The organism is Streptomyces sp. NPDC058880 (assembly GCF_042742535.1).
Lineage (GTDB): Bacteria > Actinomycetota > Actinomycetes > Streptomycetales > Streptomycetaceae > Streptomyces.
On the sequence record NZ_JBHYMC010000002.1, the window covers coordinates 179,557 to 197,083 of the forward strand.

The following is a 17,527-nucleotide window of genomic DNA, read 5'->3' on the forward strand; positions in this document are numbered from 1 at the left end:
GGATGGTTCACCGGAGCGCGGCCAGATGGGCCGATGTGCCTCTGGCGTATGGCCCGTCATACCTGGGAGCTACACGCGGACACGGCTCCGTGGCGGGACGCGGACCAGGGGCTCGGATATCTAACTTCGTTGACGGAGAAGGGCACTGACGGCTCTTCCGGGACACGGGGGAAGAAGCCATGACGACGGAGACGGCCGAAACGGCGGACAGGGCAGCGGCGGCCGGTACGGCGCGGGAAGCCGGGGCGGTTGGGGCCGCGCTCGCGACGGGGAAGGGCGGCGGGCGTGGCGGACGCCTGCGCCGCACGCTGCTGGCTTCGCTGGTCGCGGCGGCCGTGGTCGTCCCCGTGTCGGCCGCCGCCTCCGCGCGGGTGCCCGCGCCTTCGCCCGCCGTGTTCGCCGAGGACGCCCCTCCCCGGAGCCGCTATGCGGCCAATCGCGACAACATCTCGGAGGCGCTCCGGATGGCCCATAACGCGGGCCGTTCCGGCCGGGCCGACCGGCTGCGGGCCATGGCCGCAACCGGTGCGGCGCAGTTCCTGGCCTTCGACGGCCGCGGCAGGGGCCGTGCCGTCGAGGTGTTCGGCGAGCTGGAGACCGCCGACCGGATCGCCGTCCTGGTACCAGGGTCCGACACCACACTCGACACGTACGAGAGGTTCCGGTCCGGGGCGGTCGCCCTCCAGCAGCGGCTCCGGGCGGACTATCCGCGCACGGCCGTGGTCGCCTGGCTCGGGTACGACACCCCGAGCACGGTCAGCACGACCGTACTGACGGTCGGCCGGGCCGACGATGCCGCCGCCGAACTGGCACCGTTCCTGCACCGGTTGGGGGATCTGGCCGCACCCGGCGCGCGGCTCTCGCTGCTGTGCCACTCCTACGGCTCGGTCGTCTGCGCACGGACCGTCACCGGCCCCGCCGTCGGCGACGTGGTCCTCTTCGGCAGCCCGGGCACGGGGACCGGATCGGCCCGGGAGCTGCCGACCTCGGCCCGGGTCTGGGCCGGCAGGGGCGACGCCGACTGGATAGCCGGTGTACCGCACGTCCGGCTCGGCGGGCTCGGCTTCGGCACCGACCCGGTCGACCCCGCCTTCGGAGCGCGGGCCTTCGCCGCCGGGGGCGGCGGCCACAGCGATTACCTCAAGCCGGGCACCGCGTCCCTCGACGCCCTGGCCGCCATCGTCCTCGGCTGTGGTCCCGCCCAGGAGGCCGGCCATGCGTGAGCTCCGCGCCCGCTGGTCCGCCCTGGCGGCGGGCATCGACACGGCCACCCCGGCCGACCGAGACCGGGCCGTGGACGCCCTCCGAGCTCTCGCGATCCTCGGGGTGGTCCTCGGCCACTGGCTGGTCACCTCCCTGACCGCGGCGGACGGCGGTCTGCGCGGCACGAGTCCTCTGACGCACATCCCCTGGCTGACGCCGCTGACCTGGGTGTTCCAGACACTGGCCGTCTTCTTCCTGGTGGGCGGCCACGTCGCCGCCCGCGGATACGCCTCGGCGCGCGAGCGGGGCGTCCCGTACACGGTGTGGGTCGGGCAGCGGCTCGGCCGGCTGTTCCTCCCGGTCTCCGCGGTGCTTGTCCTCTGGACGGTCGTCGTGGCGGGCATGCTGGTCGGCGGGGCGGAGCTCGGCACCGTACGGACGCTGGTCAAGCTGGTCCTGTCGCCGCTGTGGTTCCTGCTGGTGTTCGCCGCGCTCACCGCCGCGACTCCGCTGGTGTCCCGGATCGGCCCGGCGTGGCCGGCGGCAGTGGTGGCGGGCGTCGACCTGTGGCGCTTCTGGCTGGGCGGGCCGGAATGGATCGGCTGGGTCAATGTGGCCGCGGGCTGGCTCGTTCCCTTCACGTTGGGCGCCACTTGGTCGCGCGGAGCCCTCGCCCGGCACGGCCGGCTCCGGCTCCTCGCCGGCGGTGCCGCGGCAGCCACCACCGCGCTGGTCCTGTGGGGCGGGTATCCGGCATCCATGGTGGGCGTTCCTGGGGCTGGCGTCTCGAATCTCAACCCGCCGACGCTGGCCGCGGTCACGTTCGGGCTGGCCCAGTGCGCCCTGGCCCTGCTGGCCCGCGACCGGCTGGCCCGACGCATGCGCAGGCCTGCGGCCTGGGCGAAGGTGGCTCTGCTGAACAGCTCCGCCATGACGGTCTTCCTGTGGCACCAGACCGCCATGATGGCCGTCACCTCGCTCGGGCTCCTCGTCCCCGCGCGGCTGCCCGGGCTGCACACCCCACCCGACTCGGCGGGATGGATAGCCGCCCGGGTGGTGTGGCTGCCGGTGTTCGCGGCCGCGCTGGGGCTGTGCTGGGCGGCGTTCCGCAACCACGAACAGGTCCGGCGTCCCCCGTCGACCGCGGTCCCTACCGCGCATTCCGTTCCGGCCGCATCCGCCGGGGAGTTCATCCGTGCCTAGGCTGACCGGCGTGAACGAACAGCGCGTGCCGACGGCCAAGCCGAAGCCCTCCGGCCCCGTCAAGGACGTCGCGCCGCGGCTGGCGTCGGTCATGGAGCCGGCCCTGGAGCTGTTCACGCTCCGGCGCGACCCGCTCCCCCGGATGGGCCGGCCGCTGCCGCGGTGGCTGGCTCGGCTTCCGCATGTGCTCGTCGCCTACGCGGCGGTGTTCTTCGGGTTCCTGACCACCGAGCAGCTCATGGACCACTACCACGTCAAAGGCGGCCCGCCGCTGGCCGTCGCGCTCCTGACGGCGCTGTCGATCTGGCTCGCGATGTTCCGCCCGATCGCCGCCTGGTGGCTGGCGCTGCTCGCCGCGGGCTGGATCGCCTCGATGATCCGCCACAGCGTCGGGCCGGGTCAGTGGTGGCCGTGGACGCCCGGCGGGATCCTCGCGTTCGCCCTCGTGCTGCTGCTGGTCTCCCTCCGGGTACCGCCCCGGGTGACGATCTGGGTCGTCACCGTCTCCCTCGCCCTCACCGGGACGGCCGAGCTGACCTCCCGTCCGAACGGAAGCCAGATCTCCTCCATGGAAGCCGCGGTCCTCTTCGGCTTCGTCGGGCTCCTCGGGTACGCGCTGCGCGCCCTGCGGCTGGCACGGGGCGAACTGGTCGAGCAGGAGACCCTCACCGCGGAGGAGCGGGCACGGCGCACCGTGCTGGAGGAACGCAGCCGCATCGCCCGCGAGCTGCACGACGTCGTCGCCCACCACATGTCCGTGATCTCCATCCAGGCGCAGGTCGCCCCGCACCTCGTGGACAACCCGTCGGAGGAGCTCAAGGAGAACCTGGCGGGCATCCGGGAGAACGCGCTGGAGGCCCTCACGGAGCTGCGTCGGGTGCTGGGCGTGCTGCGCTCCGAACAGGGCGGTGATCTCGCGGCCCCGAAGCATCCGCAGCCGACCCTCGCCGAGCTGAACGGTCTCGTGGACAACGTGCGGGGAGCCGGACTGGACGTCACCACCGAAGTCGCGGGCATCCGCCGGCCGCTGGCCCCCGGAGTCGAGCTGACCGCATACCGGATCGTGCAGGAGGCCCTGAGCAACTGCCTTCGCCACGCGCCCGGCTCACGGGTGGAGGTGGGCGTCGCGTACGGGCCGCGCGAACTGTACCTGTGCGTCGCCAACAGCGCGCCGAGCCGGCCGGCACCGCCCTCGCAGGGGGCGGGGCACGGGATGCTCGGAATGCGGGAGCGGGCGGGCATGCTGGGAGGCGAACTGGCTGCGGGCCCACGTCCCGACGGCGGGTACGAGGTCAGCGCGGTGCTCCCGACGGCTCCGCACATCCCGCCCGCCGACACCGACACCCGCTCCCGCACCGAGACGAGGAAGGCACCATGAGCACCCCGATCAGGGTGATGATCGCCGACGACCAGATGATGGTGCGGCAGGGCTTCACCGTGCTGCTCAACGCCCAGCCCGACATCGAGGTGGTGGGGCAGGCGGTGGACGGGGCGGACGCCGTCGCCCAGGCCGCCGAGCTGGCCCCGGACGTGGTGCTGATGGACATCCGGATGCCGGGCATGGGCGGCATCGAAGCCACCTCCGTGATCACACGTGTTCCCCGTGCCACGGTGAAAGTGCTCGTGCTGACCACCTTCGACCTCGACGAGTACGTGTACGAGGCGCTGCGGGCAGGGGCCTCCGGCTTCCTGCTGAAGGACGCGTCCGCCGATCAGCTCGCCGAGGCGGTACGGGTGGTGGCGGCGGGTGAGGCGCTGCTCTCACCGAACATCACGAAGCGGCTGATCACGGAGTTCTCCCGGCTGGGGGCGCCGCGTGCGCCGTCGCGGGCCCGGATCGAGGCGCTCACCGAGCGGGAGACGGAGGTGCTGTCGCTGATCGCCCAGGGCCTGTCGAACGCGGAGATCTCCGAGCACCTGGTCCTGGCCGAGCAGACGGTGAAGACCCACGTGAGCCGGATCCTGGTGAAGCTGGGCCTGCGGGACCGCACACAGGCGGCGGTGTTCGCGTACGAGAGCGGTCTGATCCGTCCGGCGGGCTACTGACGGCCCCGTGTAGTACTTGAGAGGGACGCGGCGAAATCCCCATCAGCGGCGACGCGGGTGCAGGCGGCACAGACCTACGGTTGTGCCTATGACCGAGACGACCACCGGGGGGACAGCCCGGACGCCTGAATTCCGACTGGCATCGGAGGTGATCGCGACCCTTCGCCAGGACCTCCTCACCGATGCCTTCGCCTATCGGCCGCTGCCCCTGGCGGGGGCTCCGGGGCGCTTCTCCCGACGGCTCCCCAAAGTGATACGCCCGTATGCGCCGTGGCGGCGGCATGCGGCCGTGGGATTCCTGGCCTTCGTCGCCGTGCTCGTCACGGTGGACGGGCAGTCGGGCTATCTCGGTGATCTCGGCGGGCTCGTCATGGGGCTGATGGCCGCGGCTCCCGTCCTCATGACGCTGGTGCGGCCGGTCGGCGCATGGTGGGCGGCCGTCGCGATGACCGTGGTGCTGGGCGCCCTCGGCGGGGGCGGCAGCTGGCCCTGGACCCCGGGCGCCTTCTTCTCCTACATCGCGGTCATGGTCCTCGTGACGCTGCGGACCGGGCCCCGGGTGGCGGCCTGGATGTGGGCGCTGACCCTCGCGCTGGGCGTTGTCCTCTCCGTGATGCTCAGCGGCCAGTGGGGGTCGAACGCGTCGGAGATGGCGGTGGCCTCCGCCTTCGCGCTGGTGATCGCCGGAAGCATCCAGATACGCCGGCACGCCAGGGCGGAGGTGAGCGCGCAGCAGGAGGTCACGGCCGTCGAGCGGGACAAGCGGACGCTGTTGGAGGAGCGGACGACGATCGCGCGGGAACTGCACGACGTGGTGGCACACCACATGTCGGTGGTGGCGATCCAGGCCGAGGCCGCGCCGTACCGGGTGAAGAACCCGCCGCCCGAGCTGGAGGCGGCGTTCGTCACCATCAGGGAGAACGCGGTGGCGGCCCTGACGGAGCTGCGGCGGGTGCTGGGTGTGGTGCGCTCCGCGGACTACGAGGCTCCGGAGGCCCCGCAGCCGACGCTGGACTCGCTGGACGGGCTGCTGGCCAATGTGCGCGAGGCAGGGCTGAGTGTGGAGAAGACGGTCACGGGTGCGGTGCGGGAGCTGCCGCAGGGCGTGGAGCTGTCGGCGTACCGGATCATCCAGGAGGCCCTGAGTAACGCGCTGCGGCATGCGCCGGGTGCGGCGGCCGGGGTGGAAGTGTCGTACGTGCTGGGCGGCTTGGGCATACGGGTCGTCAACGAGGCGCCGACCGGGGATGTGCGGCCTTCGCCGGGGGCCGGTCACGGGATCACCGGGATGCGGGAGCGGGTGGCCATGCTGGAGGGGGAGATGACGGCGGCGCGGACGGAATCGGGAGGGTACGAAGTCGCGGTGTTCATCCCGGTGCGCAGCCGTCCCGAGCCGGTGCCGCCGCAGGAGGCAACGGCATGACGATCAGGGTGCTGATCGTCGACGACCAGATGATGGTCCGCGAGGGGTTCTCGGTTCTCCTGAACGCCATGGACGGCATCGAGGTGGTGGGCGAGGCGGTCGACGGCCGCGAGGCCATCGCGCAGGTGGCGGCGCTGCGGCCGGACGTGGTGCTGATGGACATCCGGATGCCCCACATGAACGGCCTGGAGGCGACACGGGAGATCGTGGCCGCGGACACGGACGCGAAGGTGCTGGTGCTGACGACCTTCGACCTCGACGAGTACGTGTATCAGGCGCTGCGGGCGGGGGCCTCCGGGTTCCTGCTGAAGGATGCGTCGGCCCGTCAGCTTGCGGACGGGGTGAGGGTGGTGGCAGCCGGCGAGGCGCTGCTGGCGCCCTCGGTGACCAAGCGGCTGATCTCGGAGTTCTCGAAGATCTCCGAGGTGCGCAAGCTCGCGGACCCGGCGGGAGTGGGCGAGCTGACGGAGCGGGAGACGGAGGTGCTGATCCTGATCGCGCAGGGGCTGTCCAATGCGGAGATGGCAGACCGGCTGATCGTCGCGGAGTCCACGATCAAGACCCATGTGAGCCGGATCCTGGTGAAGCTGGGCCTGCGGGACCGGACACAGGCGGCGGTGTTCGCCTACGAGACCCGCCTGGTGACTCCGGCCTGATCCGGGGGCGGAGCGCATAGTCTGCGGTCATGGGCTTTGATCCGTGGGATGCCGCGTTCGTCGCCGATCCGTACCCGGCCTACCGGGAGTTGAGGCAGCAGGGGCGGGCCGTCTGGTGTGAGGCCACCGGCCAGTGGCTGGTGCCGCACTACGCCGATGTGAGCGCGCTGCTGCGGGACCGGCGGCTGGGGCGGACCTACCTCCACCGCTTCTCGCACGAGGAGTTCGGGCGCCCGGCACCGCCGGCGGCGCACGAGCCCTTCCACGTGCTCAACGGCAACGGCCTGCTGGACCTGGAGGATCCCGCTCACGCACGGGTGCGCAGGCTGGTGGCGAAGGCCTTCACGCCACGGACGGTGGAACGGCTGGTGCCCGCCGTGCAGCGGCTGGCCGGGGAACTGGTGGGGCGGCTACTCGCGGACGGTGGCGGCGATCTGCTCGCCACGGTCGCCGAGCCGCTGCCGGTGGCCGTGATCGCGGAGCTGCTGGGCGTCCCCGAGGGGGACCGGGGGCTGCTGCGGCCCTGGTCGGCGGACATCTGCGGAATGTTCGAGCTCCGGCCGGACGAGGAGACGGCGCGGCGCGCGGTGCGCGCGAGCATCGACTTCAGCGCGTACCTGCGGGAGCTGATCGCCCAGCGGCGCGCACGCCCCGGCGAGGATCTGATCTCCGGCCTGATCGCCGCCCATGACGAGGAGGGGCGGCTCAGCGAGCAGGAGATGATCTCCACCTGCGTCCTCCTGCTGAACGCCGGGCACGAGGCCACCGTCAACACCACGGTCAATGGGTGGTGGGCGCTGTTCCGCAACCCCGATCAGCTCGCCGCGCTCCGCGAAGGCCGCGATCCCGAGAAGTTGTCCACAGCTGTGGATGAACTGATGCGGTACGACACTCCCCTGCAGATGTTCGAACGCTGGGTGCTCGACGACATCCGCGTCGGCGGTACCGACATCCCCCGCGGGTCGGAGGTGGCGCTGCTCTTCGGATCGGCGAACCGGGATCCCGCGCGTTTCGAGGACCCCGACGCGCTGGACCTCGGGCGGGCCGACAATCCGCATCTGGCCTTCGGCGCGGGGATCCACTACTGCCTGGGGGCACCGCTGGCGCGGCGCGAGCTGGAGGCCTCCTTCGGGGCGCTGCTGGCGGACGGCGTGCCCCCACTGCGGCTCGTCGAGGAGCCGCAGTGGCAGGACGGGTACGTCATCCGCGGGCTGAAGAACCTGCTGGTGGAGTTCTAGGAGGTTGGCTCCTCCGCAGTTCAGGTGGTCATGTCGCGGCGGCGCAGGGCGGTGAGGCCGACCGCCGTCAGGGCCGCTGCCAGGGCGGTCAGGGCCAGGAGTGGGGTCCACACCAGGGGCTCGGCGCCCGGGAGCCTGGGCATATGGGCGAAGGGCGAGAGGTCCAGGGCGGTCTGGGGGAGGTTCAGCGCCGGACCGATCCAGCCCAGGACCAGGGCGCCACCGGCCACGGCCCAGGCGGCCGCCGCGTACGCTGGTATCGCGCCGTGGAGGAGCGCCGCCACGGCCCCGATGACCCAGACCGCCGGAAGCTGGGCGAGAGTGGCCGCGACCGTCGCCCCCACCTCGCCGCCGTGCCCGATGCCGAGACCGAGCCCCGCCAGCAGCAGTATCAGTGCCGAGCCGCCGAAGGCGACGGCCAGGTGGCCGCCGACCCAGCGGAGCCGGCCGACCGCGTTCGCGAGGAGCGGTTCCGCCCGCTGTCCCGTCTCCTCACCGCTCAGGCGCAGGACGGCCGACACCGCGTACAGGGCGGCGACCATGCCGAACATGCCGGCCATCGCGGCGAGGAAGGCGTCGGTGAGTCCGCTCTGCCCGCCCATCCGCTCGATGATCTCCCTCGTCCGGTCGTTGCCGCCGACCAGGTCCGCGGCACCGTCCGCCATACCGCCGAAGACCACGCCGGCCGTCAGGAAGGCCGCGCTCCAGCCTGTGAGGGTGCCTCGCTGCAGCCGCCAGGCCAGCGCGCCCGCCGTGCCGAGCCGCCCCTCGGCCGGCCCCGGCCGGGACGGCAGGAAGCTCATCCCGAGGTCGCGGCGACCGGCCAGCAGGTAGCCGGCGGCCACCTGCACCACGACGGCGGCGGCGAGCAGCAGGAGCACCCACCAGCGCTCGCCGGCGAAGGCTCGTACGTTCTCCACCCAGCCGAGGGGTGAGACCCAGGTCAGAGCGGAGCCTCCGCCCGTGGTACCGGCGTCGCCCGCGGCTTTCAGGACGAAGGCCGCGCCGAGCAGCGTGGCCGTGACCCCCTTGGCGGCCCGGGCGCTCTCGGTCAGCTGGGCGGTTACGGCGGCCGCGCCGGCGAAGAGCATGCCGGTGCCGGCGAGGGCCAGGGCGAGCGCGACCGCGCCCGGGGCTCCCTGCCCGGCGAGGCCGCCGGCGACGAGCAGGGCGGTGCACGTGTTGGCCACGAGGGCGGCGAGGAGCGCCGCGGTCAGTGGGGCCTGGCGGCCCACCATGGCGGCGGAGAGCAGTTCCTGACGTCCCGTCTCCTCTTCCTCCCGGGTGTGTCGGACCACGATGATCAGGCTCATGACAGCCGCGAGGACCGCGCCGAAGACGCCGGCGCGCCAGGCCGTCAGGGCGCCGAGGGAGTCCCCGAAGACCGGTCCGTACAGGGCGCGCAGGGAGTCGTTGGCGTTCATCGTGGCCGCGGCCCGGGCGCGTTCGGCGGCGGTGGCGTACACGCTGCCGAGCGATCCGGGCATGCTCACCACCAGGAGCGCGGTGAGCAGGACCCAGACTGGCATCATCACCCGGTCGCGGCGCAGGGCCAGACCCAGCAGTGCGCCGGTGCCCGCGAGGCCGTTCGGTCGTCGCTTCATCGCGTGCCCGCCTCGCGGCCGTCGGTGTAGTGGCGCAGGAAGAGCTCTTCGAGGGTGGGCGGGGTCGCGGTCAGCGAGCGTACTCCGGCCTCGGTGAGGGAGCGCAGTACGGCGTCCAGCTTGTCGGTGTCGGCCTGGAGCCGGACCTTGAGCCCGCGCACCTCCACGTCGTGCACGCCCGGCAGGCGGGCCATGCCGTTCGGCGGGCCGGCGAGCTCGGCGCTGATCGACGTACGGGTGAGGTGGCGGAGTTCGGCGAGGGTCCCGGTCTCCACGGTGCGGCCCTGGCGGACGATGCTGACGCGGTCGCACAGCGACTCGACCTCGCTGAGGATGTGCGAGCTGAGCAGGACGGTGCGGCCGGCGGAGCGGGCCTCGGCGACGCAGCTCTGGAAGACCCCCTCCATCAGCGGGTCGAGGCCGGAGGTGGGTTCGTCGAGGATGAGCAGTTCGGCGTCGGAGGCGAAGGCGGCGACGAGGGCGACCTTCTGCCGGTTGCCCTTGGAGTAGGTGCGCCCCTTCTTGGTGGGGTCCAGTTCGAACCGCTCCAGGAGCTCGGCGCGGCGCGCCGGGTCGAGGCCGCCGCGAAGCCGTCCGTACAGGTCGATGACCTCGCCGCCGGAGAGGTTGCGCCACAGTGTGACGTCTCCGGGGACGTAGGCGACACGACGGTGGAGGGGCACCGCGTCGGCCCACGGGTCGCCGCCGAGGAGTTCGGCGGTCCCGGCGTCCGCGCGCAGCAGTCCGAGCAGGATCCGGATGGCGGTGGACTTGCCGGCGCCGTTGGGTCCGAGGAAGCCGTGTACTTCGCCGGTGGTGACCGCGAGGTCGAGTCCGTCCAGTGCGCGGGTGCGGCCGAAGGCCTTGTGGAGGCCGACGGCACTGATTGCCTTCGTCATGCCTCCGAACGTACGCTTCTTTCATAAATCTGTGAAGATTGGGAATCACAAGAATCACGTAAAGTCGGGAGGGTGGCGAACGGCATGGTGCGGACGGACGGGCACGGGGATGGGGCTGCCGACTCGGCCGCCGGACGCGACGCGGGAGCCGTCTCCCGGTTCGTGGAGCGGTTCGCGGCGCAGCTGACCGAAGCGGGGATGCAGCGGATGGCCGCCCGGGTCTTCGCGCAGCTGCTGGCCAGCGATGGCGGCTCGATGACCTCGGCGGAGCTGAGCGACGCGCTCCGGATCAGCCCGGCCGCGGTCTCGGGGGCCGTGTCCTACCTGGCACAGGTCAACATGGTCAGCCGCGAACGAGAACCGGGCTCACGGCGGGACCGGTACGTCCTGCACAACGAGCTCTGGTACGAGACCTTCACCCGGCGCGACCAGGTCCTGACCCAGTGGGGGAAGACCCTGCGCGAGGGCGCGGCCGGACTCGGTACGGATTCGCCCGCCGGGGCGCGGGTCGCCGAGACGGCGGCCTTCTTCGAGTTCATGCAGGGAGAGATGCTGAGCCTGATGGACCGCTGGCGCGCCCACCGGGCCACCCTCGGCCTCGACTAGGGCCGGGGGGCCGTGCGGCGGTGAACCCTTCCGGTCGGTGGACCCTTCCGGTCACAGCACGAGCGGCCGCACCACCTGTCCGGCGGCGCCGGGTCCCGCCGTGCGACCCCGCACCCGGCGGACCGCGCGAAGCCCCGCACCCCGAACACCACCGGGGGCAGTGGCACCACCAGCACCACCGAACGCGTGAGCCGCGCCGCCTCCGTCACCGCGGCAGGGTGAGCATCCAGGACCCGGGGCGCAGCGTCCACGTACGGCGGCGAACCGGGCCGGTCATCGCGCCGTCGGCCCGGTAGCGGAAGTCCGCGCCCGAGACCGTCACCGTCTTCGCCCGGGCCGTCACCGTCGAGCCGGCGAAGCCGCCGCCCGTGCGCACCGCGACCTCCGCCGGTTCGCCGTCGCGCCGCGTGCGCACCGAGACGTCCGCCACGGGCTGGTCCACATCCGCCAGCACGACCCCGTCGGCCTCCACCCGGAGCCGGTGGTGACCGCCGCCCGCACCGCCCGCCGCCACCACCGGCCGGACCAGCGTCCGCACCAGCGAGCGGTAGGCGCTCCACACCGACGGCCCGGCCGGCCTGGGGAGCCCCCGCTCCGGGCCGCGCAGCGGCGAAATCCGCAGCGCGCCGAGGACCACCCCGTCACTGTCGTCGACCAGCAGGTCACACGTCCGCACCGACCCGTCGAGCACCGCCCGAGCCGCCGCGACGGCGGACTGGGGAACCCCCAGGGACATCGCCAGCGCCAGGGACCCCACCGGCCCCACCGGGACCAGGGCCAGAGCGCTCTCGCCCAGCCCCCGCTCCCGGTGCAGCAGTCCCACCGCCCGCACCAGGGCACCGTCGTCGCCCACGATCACCGGCTGCCGTTGACCCCGGCGGGCAAGCGCCCGCGCAAACTCCTCCTGCGAATCCGGGAGGCAGATCTTCGCCGCCGCGCCCGCTGACAACACATCCTTCGCGATCCGCACGGACTCGCCGTCGAGACGGCGGGCGACCGGGTCGACGAGCACCAGCAGACCGCCTACCGGCGCGCCCGCTTCGCTCATGGTGGGCTCTGGAGCCGACACCTCGGTCCTTCCTCGGGTAGCATCTTTGTGCAAGAGGCCCTTGCGCTATTGCGCCAGGGCCTTCGTCTATTCCGGGGCAACCCGTCCGACGGCTCAGCCCGCGTACATCGTCGTACGCGCCCCTGACCTTGGACATGCCCCATCCGGAAGAGGTGTACGCCTGTGCCCGCTCTTGTGCTGCTCGGAGCTCAGTGGGGTGACGAGGGCAAGGGAAAGGCCACCGACCTGCTCGGTGGATCCGTTGACTATGTAGTGCGCTACCAGGGCGGCAACAACGCCGGCCACACGGTCGTCGTCGGCGACCAGAAGTACGCGCTGCACCTTCTCCCTTCCGGCATCCTCTCCCCCGGATGCACCCCGGTCATCGGTAACGGCGTCGTCGTCGACCCGGCCGTCCTGCTCTCCGAGCTGCGCGGTCTCAACGAGCGCGGCATCGACACCTCCAAGCTGCTCATCAGCGGCAACGCTCATCTGATCACGCCTTACAACGTCACCCTCGACAAGGTCGGCGAGCGCTTCCTCGGCAAGCGCAAGATCGGTACCACCGGTCGCGGCATCGGCCCGACCTACGCAGACAAGATCAACCGCGTCGGCATCCGCGTCCAGGACCTCTACGACGAGTCGATCCTCTCCCAGAAGGTCGAGGCGGCGCTGGAGGGCAAGAACCAGCTCCTCGCGAAGCTCTACAACCGCCGCGCGATCGAGTCCGCGGCCATCGTCGAGGAAATGCTCCAGTACGCGGAGCAGATCAAGCCGTACGTCGCCGACACCACCCTGATCCTCAACAACGCGCTGGACGAGGACAAGGTCGTGCTCTTCGAGGGCGGCCAGGGCACCCTGCTCGACGTCGACCACGGCACCTACCCCTTCGTCACCTCGTCGAACCCGACCGCGGGCGGCGCCTGCACCGGCACCGGCGTCGGCCCCACGAAGATCAGCCGTGTCATCGGCATCCTCAAGGCCTACACCACCCGCGTCGGCGCGGGCCCGTTCCCGACCGAGCTGTTCGACCAGGACGGCGAGGACCTGCGCCGCATCGGCGGCGAGCGCGGCGTGACCACCGGCCGCGACCGTCGCTGCGGCTGGTTCGACGCGCCGATCGCACGGTACGCCACCCGCGTGAACGGCCTCACCGACTTCTTCCTCACGAAGCTGGACGTACTGACCGGCTGGGAGCAGATCCCGGTCTGCGTCGCCTACGAGATCGACGGCAAGCGCGTCGAGGAGCTGCCCTACTCGCAGAGCGACTTCCACCACGCGAAGCCGATCTACGAGTACCTCCCCGGCTGGTCCGAGGACATCACCAAGGCCAAGACCTTCTCGGACCTGCCGGCGAACGCCCAGGCCTACGTGAAGGCCCTGGAGGAGATGTCGGGCGCCCCGATCTCCGCGATCGGCGTCGGCCCCGGCCGCACCGAGACGATCGAGATCAACTCGTTCCTGTAGGCAGCGCCCGCAGCGGCACGAAGGGGCGGTGCGCCGTACGGCGCCCGCCCCTTCCCGCACGTACGGGCGCGTGCCCGCGGCGGTGTCACCGCCGTGCCGTTCCGGTAGTCGGACCAGTGGTTCGGGTCCGGGGCACGGACAGGAAGCCGCCACCAGGGCAGCGACGACCACGAGTCGGCGATTGCGCACCGATCCCCTTGCGCTCTTTCCATGATCGAACACGGTCACTTATGAACACGAGCGCTAATCCGGGCCGGTTCCGGATCGCACGAAGCCCGTGGATTCCGGGCGTCCAGGGGGATCCGACCCCTGGCAGGCCCGGGCGCGGCGATCCCCGGAAGGCGGGTTCCGGGTGGGCGGAAATATGATGGGCGGGTCCTTTCCGCGGCGGAAGCAGGGACGGATGCGCCATCGTCGGAGCTGTCCATGAGCCGGCGCCGTCCCCCTCGGGTGGCCAGCGCCGACCTGTTGAGCACGCTCGGAAAACTGACCGCACAGGCACGCCAGGGCGTGGAGCTCCAGCAGGCCCGCGTGGAACTGGCCGAGGCGCTGCAACGCGAGATGCTGCCCACCGCGCTGCCCTGCGTGCCGGGCCTGCGCACCGCGGCCCGTTACTCGCCCGCCCGGAACGGCCTGGACATCGGCGGCGACTGGTACGACGGCTTCCGGCTGCCGGAGGGCGCGCTCGCCTTCTGCATCGGCGACGTCCAAGGGCACGATGTCGACGCGGCCGCGTTCATGGGCCAGGTCAGAATCTGTCTGCGGGCCGTGGCGGCCGTGGTCGTCGATCCCGGTGAGGTGCTGAGCCGGGCCAACGAAGTGCTGCTCTCGATGAACCGCGATCTCTTCGCGACCTGCAGCCTGCTCCGCTTCGACCCGGACACCTGGGAGCTGGAGAGCTCCCGGGCCGGTCACATCCCCGCGGTCTGGGCCACGGTCGACGGCCGGTACGGCATCACCGAGGACACCGGCGGGCTGCCGCTGAACCTGGTGGCCGGGTCGGCCTACGAGGTGACCCGGCGGCGGCTGACGCACGCGGGATCGATCGTCCTGCTCACCGACGGCGTGGTCGAGGGCCCGCGCTTCCCGCTCGAAGTGGGGCTGGAACGGGTGGTCGAGGTCGTCCGGGAAGCGGCCGGCAGCGACCCGGCCGAGCTGGCCACCGAGGTGATGAAGGTGGCCGATTCGACGGGCCACGCGGACGACGCCGCGGTCCTCGTCCTGAGCCACGACGCGGCCGGATCCACCCCGGGGCAGTGCCCGGACCCCGACCCCTGACCGGACCCCGTGACCCCGCGGAGCGCGTGTCACGCCCCGCCCGGCCCACCGGCTTGTTGTCTGATGACGTGGTGCGCACCGAGGGATGGCGACGTCCGGCCGAACTGCTCCTGCTGATCCTCGGCGTCGCCGTCGCCTACTACGCCGGCGGGCGGATCGGCCTGCGCCAGAGCGTGGTCGTCGACGGCGCCCAGGTCACACCGCTGTGGCTGCCCACCGGCATCGCGCTGGCGGCGCTGCTCTGGCTGGGCCTGCGCGTCTGGCCCGGGATCTCCCTGGGCACCTACTTCGCCATCGAACGCATCAGCGATTTCGATCTCAGTGAACTCGGCATCCTCGCGGGGAACACGCTCGCGCCGGTGTGCGCGTACCTGCTGTTGCGCCGGGTGGGCTACCGCACGGCGATGGACCGGCTCCGGGACGCACTGGCGCTCGTCTTCCTGGGCGGCCTGTTGCCGATGCTGATCAGCGCCACGGCCGGCACCTGGACGCTGGTGCTCACCGGCGATCTGCCCCGGGACGGGTTCTGGCCGGTGTGGACGGCCTGGTGGGTCGGGGACGCGATGGGGGTGCTCGTCCTGACCCCGCTGCTGCTGGTCCTGCGCCGGGCCCGGCTGCCCCGGGACGACTACCGGCTGGCCGAGGTGTCGGCCCTGGCGGTCACGTCCGTGATCGTCACGCTCGTGGCCACCCGCAGCCACCTGTCCGTGCTCTTCCTCGTCTTCCCGCTGCTGATCTGGGCGGCGGTCCGCTTCCAGTTCGCCGGGAGCGCGCCGTGCACCCTGCTGATCTCGGTCCTGGCGATTTCGGCGGCGCACGACCGCGCCGGACCGTTCGTCGACTACGGCCTGCTGGAGCTCATGGTCAACCTCCAGGCCCTCAACGGGGCGGCCGCCCTGACCGGACTGCTGCTCGCCGCGCTCGTCACCGAGCAGAACACCATACGGCTGCGGATCGAGCAGGTCTGCGAGGACCTGGCGGAGCTGGTGGAGCACCTGGCCCCCGGCGAGAGACCGCCCGAACACTGAGCGCCCCGGGCAGGTCCTGCCCGGGGCGCCCGGTGCTGGGTCAGTTGCTCTCGTAGTAGCCGAAGATGTCGACGATCAGGTCGGTGTTGTCCCAGCCCTGGTTCCAGTAGTCGACGATGCCGTTGTTCCCGGCGGCTGCCTGGACCAGGTTCGGGACGGTCCGGCGGGCCGTCCAGTTCAGCGTCGATGCGGTGGGGCGGTCCGGGAAGACCTGGCGGCCCAGCCGGTACTGCTCCCGCGTGTTCGGGTCGGGGGCGACCGACAGGAAGCCCGCACCGGCGGTGTTGGTGACCGTGGTGTTCAGCACGAACCCGGCGATGCCGGGCTCGTCCACGGACAGCGGGTGCCAGATGTAGCCGCGGCCCTGCATCGGGCCGTGCGTCCAGCGGGGGTCGCGGGTGTCGAGCAGCCGGACCGAGGTGATCGGCATGTAGGCGGCCTTGCTCTGGGTGCTGTAGTAGCCGACGACGTCGACGACGACGTCCGTACCGGCCCAGGCGCCGTTGCGGACGTCGATGGTGCCGTCGGGGCCGACCGGCACGATCACGGCGTTCGCGACGGTCTGGCCCGCGGTGAAGTTCAGGTTGGACGTGATCGGGACGCTCCCGCCGCCCGGGAAGACGGACAGGTGCCCGGCCTCCCTCGGGTTGGTCACGGTCACGTTCAGCGCCACGGCGGTGATGCCTGCCGGCACTCCGCGCAGGCCGCTGATCTTCGTGCCGAAGGTCTTCTGGCCCTGCAGCTGGCCCCGGGCGGTGCCGAGGCCCTCACGGGTGTCGACGAACCGGACCGGCGCCATCGGCGTGTAGCCGGCCGCGTCGGCGTGCGTGAAGTAGCCGGTCACGTCCGCGATCAGGTCCACGGACGCCGAACCGCGGTTGGCGAGCTCCACGTAGCCGTTCTTGCCGACGGGCACGATGACCAGGTTCGGAACGGACTGGCCCGCCTCGAAGTTGACGTTCGAGGTCGTCGGCCGGTCGGTGCCCTCGGCGAACGCCGTGACGTGTCCGCCGCTGGTGGTGTTCGTGACGGTCACGTTGAGGGCGACGGCGGTGACGCCTTCCGGGATGGTCCCGTTGCCGCCGACCTTCACCCGGGTCGAGCCGTACGCGGGGACCTTGCCCCGGACCGCGCCGGTGCCGTCGCGGGTGTCCAGCAGGCGGGTCGGGGTGTGCGCGACGAAGTCCGAGCCGGCGGTCATGATCTGGAACTCGTTGACGACCTCGGCCTGGTTGGCCGGGTCCGTCACGGCAACCCTGACGGTGTACTGGCCGAGCTTCGCGTAGGTGTGACTGTTCTTCAGCAGCGTCGAGCCGTGGGCGTCCATGCCGTCGGGGGCGCTCCCGTCGCCCCAGTCGACGGTGACCTTCAGCGCGGAGTCGGCGCTGACGATGGTGGTCTCCAGGTCGAACGCGTGCGCGGTGGTGGCCGTGGCGTTCAGGACGAGGGCCAGGTCAGGGTTACCGGCCGCCTGCTGGGCGGCGACCCCGCTCTTGGCACCGGGCAGAGCCTTGCGGACGGAGCGCTCCGCGGGACTGCTGAAGGTCTTCAGGCCCGGCGCCGCGACCTTGGCCAGGTCGACGGCCGGCGCACCCATCCCGGGCGCGACGGGCCCGGGCGCGACGGGCCCGGGCGCGACGGGCCCGGCGGCCTGGGCGATGCCCGGCGCAAAGCCGATGGTGGCCGCGATGACGGCAACGGAAACTACGAGACGGCGACTGCGCACCGATCCCCCCATTTTTGAACGTGCTCAGGTCTGGGCTCCAGCGTACACAGATCTTCACCCCCTGGATGGCGAATAAATGTGCGATCCAAGGGAGTTGGCGCG

At 71.9% G+C, this 17,527-nt stretch carries 15 protein-coding genes; 11 read left to right on the forward strand and 4 right to left on the reverse strand.

Annotated features, from left to right (window positions below; translation table 11 throughout):
- Positions 1-179: 179 nt before the first annotated feature.
- The 7 genes from ACFW2G_RS02615 to ACFW2G_RS02645 all read left to right on the forward strand — a co-directional run bounded on the left by ACFW2G_RS02615 (position 180) and on the right by ACFW2G_RS02645 (position 7,769).
- Positions 180-1,223, forward strand: a complete 1,044-nt coding sequence (locus tag ACFW2G_RS02615) for an alpha/beta hydrolase (RefSeq protein WP_384446013.1) — start codon at positions 180-182, stop codon at positions 1,221-1,223.
- Positions 1,216-2,406, forward strand: coding sequence for an acyltransferase (locus ACFW2G_RS02620; protein ID WP_384446012.1), 1,191 nt, complete (start codon positions 1,216-1,218; stop codon positions 2,404-2,406). Before ACFW2G_RS02615 ends, ACFW2G_RS02620 begins: the two co-directional genes overlap by 8 nt.
- 10 nt (positions 2,407-2,416) lie before the next feature.
- Positions 2,417-3,784, forward strand: coding sequence for a sensor histidine kinase (locus tag ACFW2G_RS02625; RefSeq protein ID WP_384446011.1), 1,368 nt, complete (start codon positions 2,417-2,419; stop codon positions 3,782-3,784).
- Positions 3,781-4,452: a response regulator transcription factor gene (locus ACFW2G_RS02630; protein WP_037920841.1), complete on the forward strand. Its 672-nt coding sequence runs from the start codon at positions 3,781-3,783 to the stop codon at positions 4,450-4,452. Before ACFW2G_RS02625 ends, ACFW2G_RS02630 begins: the two co-directional genes overlap by 4 nt.
- 88 nt (positions 4,453-4,540) lie before the next feature.
- A complete protein-coding gene (locus ACFW2G_RS02635) occupies positions 4,541-5,875 on the forward strand; it encodes a sensor histidine kinase (protein WP_384581255.1) in 1,335 nt (444 codons plus the stop codon).
- A complete protein-coding gene (locus ACFW2G_RS02640; protein WP_037920836.1) occupies positions 5,872-6,531 on the forward strand; it encodes a response regulator transcription factor in 660 nt (219 codons plus the stop codon). The genes ACFW2G_RS02635 and ACFW2G_RS02640 overlap by 4 nt, the downstream gene beginning before the upstream one ends.
- Positions 6,532-6,560: 29 nt before the next feature.
- A complete protein-coding gene (locus ACFW2G_RS02645; RefSeq protein WP_384446009.1) occupies positions 6,561-7,769 on the forward strand; it encodes a cytochrome P450 in 1,209 nt (402 codons plus the stop codon).
- A 20-nt stretch (positions 7,770-7,789) separates the two neighbouring features.
- On the opposite strand, the gene ACFW2G_RS02650 is transcribed toward ACFW2G_RS02645, so the two are convergent.
- Entirely contained in the window at positions 7,790-9,373 is a 1,584-nt protein-coding gene (locus tag ACFW2G_RS02650) for an ABC transporter permease (protein WP_384581257.1), read from the reverse strand.
- A complete protein-coding gene (locus ACFW2G_RS02655; protein ID WP_037920827.1) occupies positions 9,370-10,272 on the reverse strand; it encodes an ABC transporter ATP-binding protein in 903 nt (300 codons plus the stop codon). Before ACFW2G_RS02655 ends, ACFW2G_RS02650 begins: the two co-directional genes overlap by 4 nt.
- A gap of 84 nt (positions 10,273-10,356) precedes the next feature.
- Here ACFW2G_RS02655 and ACFW2G_RS02660 point away from each other — a divergent pair, with 84 nt between their 5' ends.
- The gene (locus ACFW2G_RS02660) at positions 10,357-10,878 is read left to right on the forward strand and encodes a GbsR/MarR family transcriptional regulator (RefSeq protein ID WP_037921463.1); all 522 of its coding nucleotides are present in this window, start codon (positions 10,357-10,359) and stop codon (positions 10,876-10,878) included.
- A gap of 205 nt (positions 10,879-11,083) precedes the next feature.
- Here the strand turns inward: ACFW2G_RS02660 and ACFW2G_RS02665 are convergent, their stop codons facing one another.
- Positions 11,084-11,926: a diacylglycerol kinase gene (locus tag ACFW2G_RS02665; RefSeq protein WP_384446065.1), complete on the reverse strand. Its 843-nt coding sequence runs from the start codon at positions 11,924-11,926 to the stop codon at positions 11,084-11,086.
- 183 nt (positions 11,927-12,109) lie between these two features.
- Between ACFW2G_RS02665 and ACFW2G_RS02670 the strand changes: the two genes are divergently transcribed.
- From ACFW2G_RS02670 to ACFW2G_RS02680, 3 genes are all read left to right on the forward strand, one after another.
- Entirely contained in the window at positions 12,110-13,393 is a 1,284-nt protein-coding gene (locus ACFW2G_RS02670) for an adenylosuccinate synthase (RefSeq protein ID WP_037920822.1), read from the forward strand.
- A 426-nt stretch (positions 13,394-13,819) separates the two neighbouring features.
- Positions 13,820-14,671: a PP2C family protein-serine/threonine phosphatase gene (locus tag ACFW2G_RS02675; protein WP_384446007.1), complete on the forward strand. Its 852-nt coding sequence runs from the start codon at positions 13,820-13,822 to the stop codon at positions 14,669-14,671.
- A 68-nt stretch (positions 14,672-14,739) separates the two neighbouring features.
- Positions 14,740-15,699, forward strand: coding sequence for an MASE1 domain-containing protein (locus ACFW2G_RS02680; protein ID WP_037920818.1), 960 nt, complete (start codon positions 14,740-14,742; stop codon positions 15,697-15,699).
- Positions 15,700-15,739: 40 nt separating this feature from the next.
- Here the strand turns inward: ACFW2G_RS02680 and ACFW2G_RS02685 are convergent, their stop codons facing one another.
- The gene (locus tag ACFW2G_RS02685; RefSeq protein ID WP_384446006.1) at positions 15,740-17,425 is read right to left on the reverse strand and encodes a PKD domain-containing protein; all 1,686 of its coding nucleotides are present in this window, start codon (positions 17,423-17,425) and stop codon (positions 15,740-15,742) included.
- Positions 17,426-17,527 lie beyond the last annotated feature (102 nt).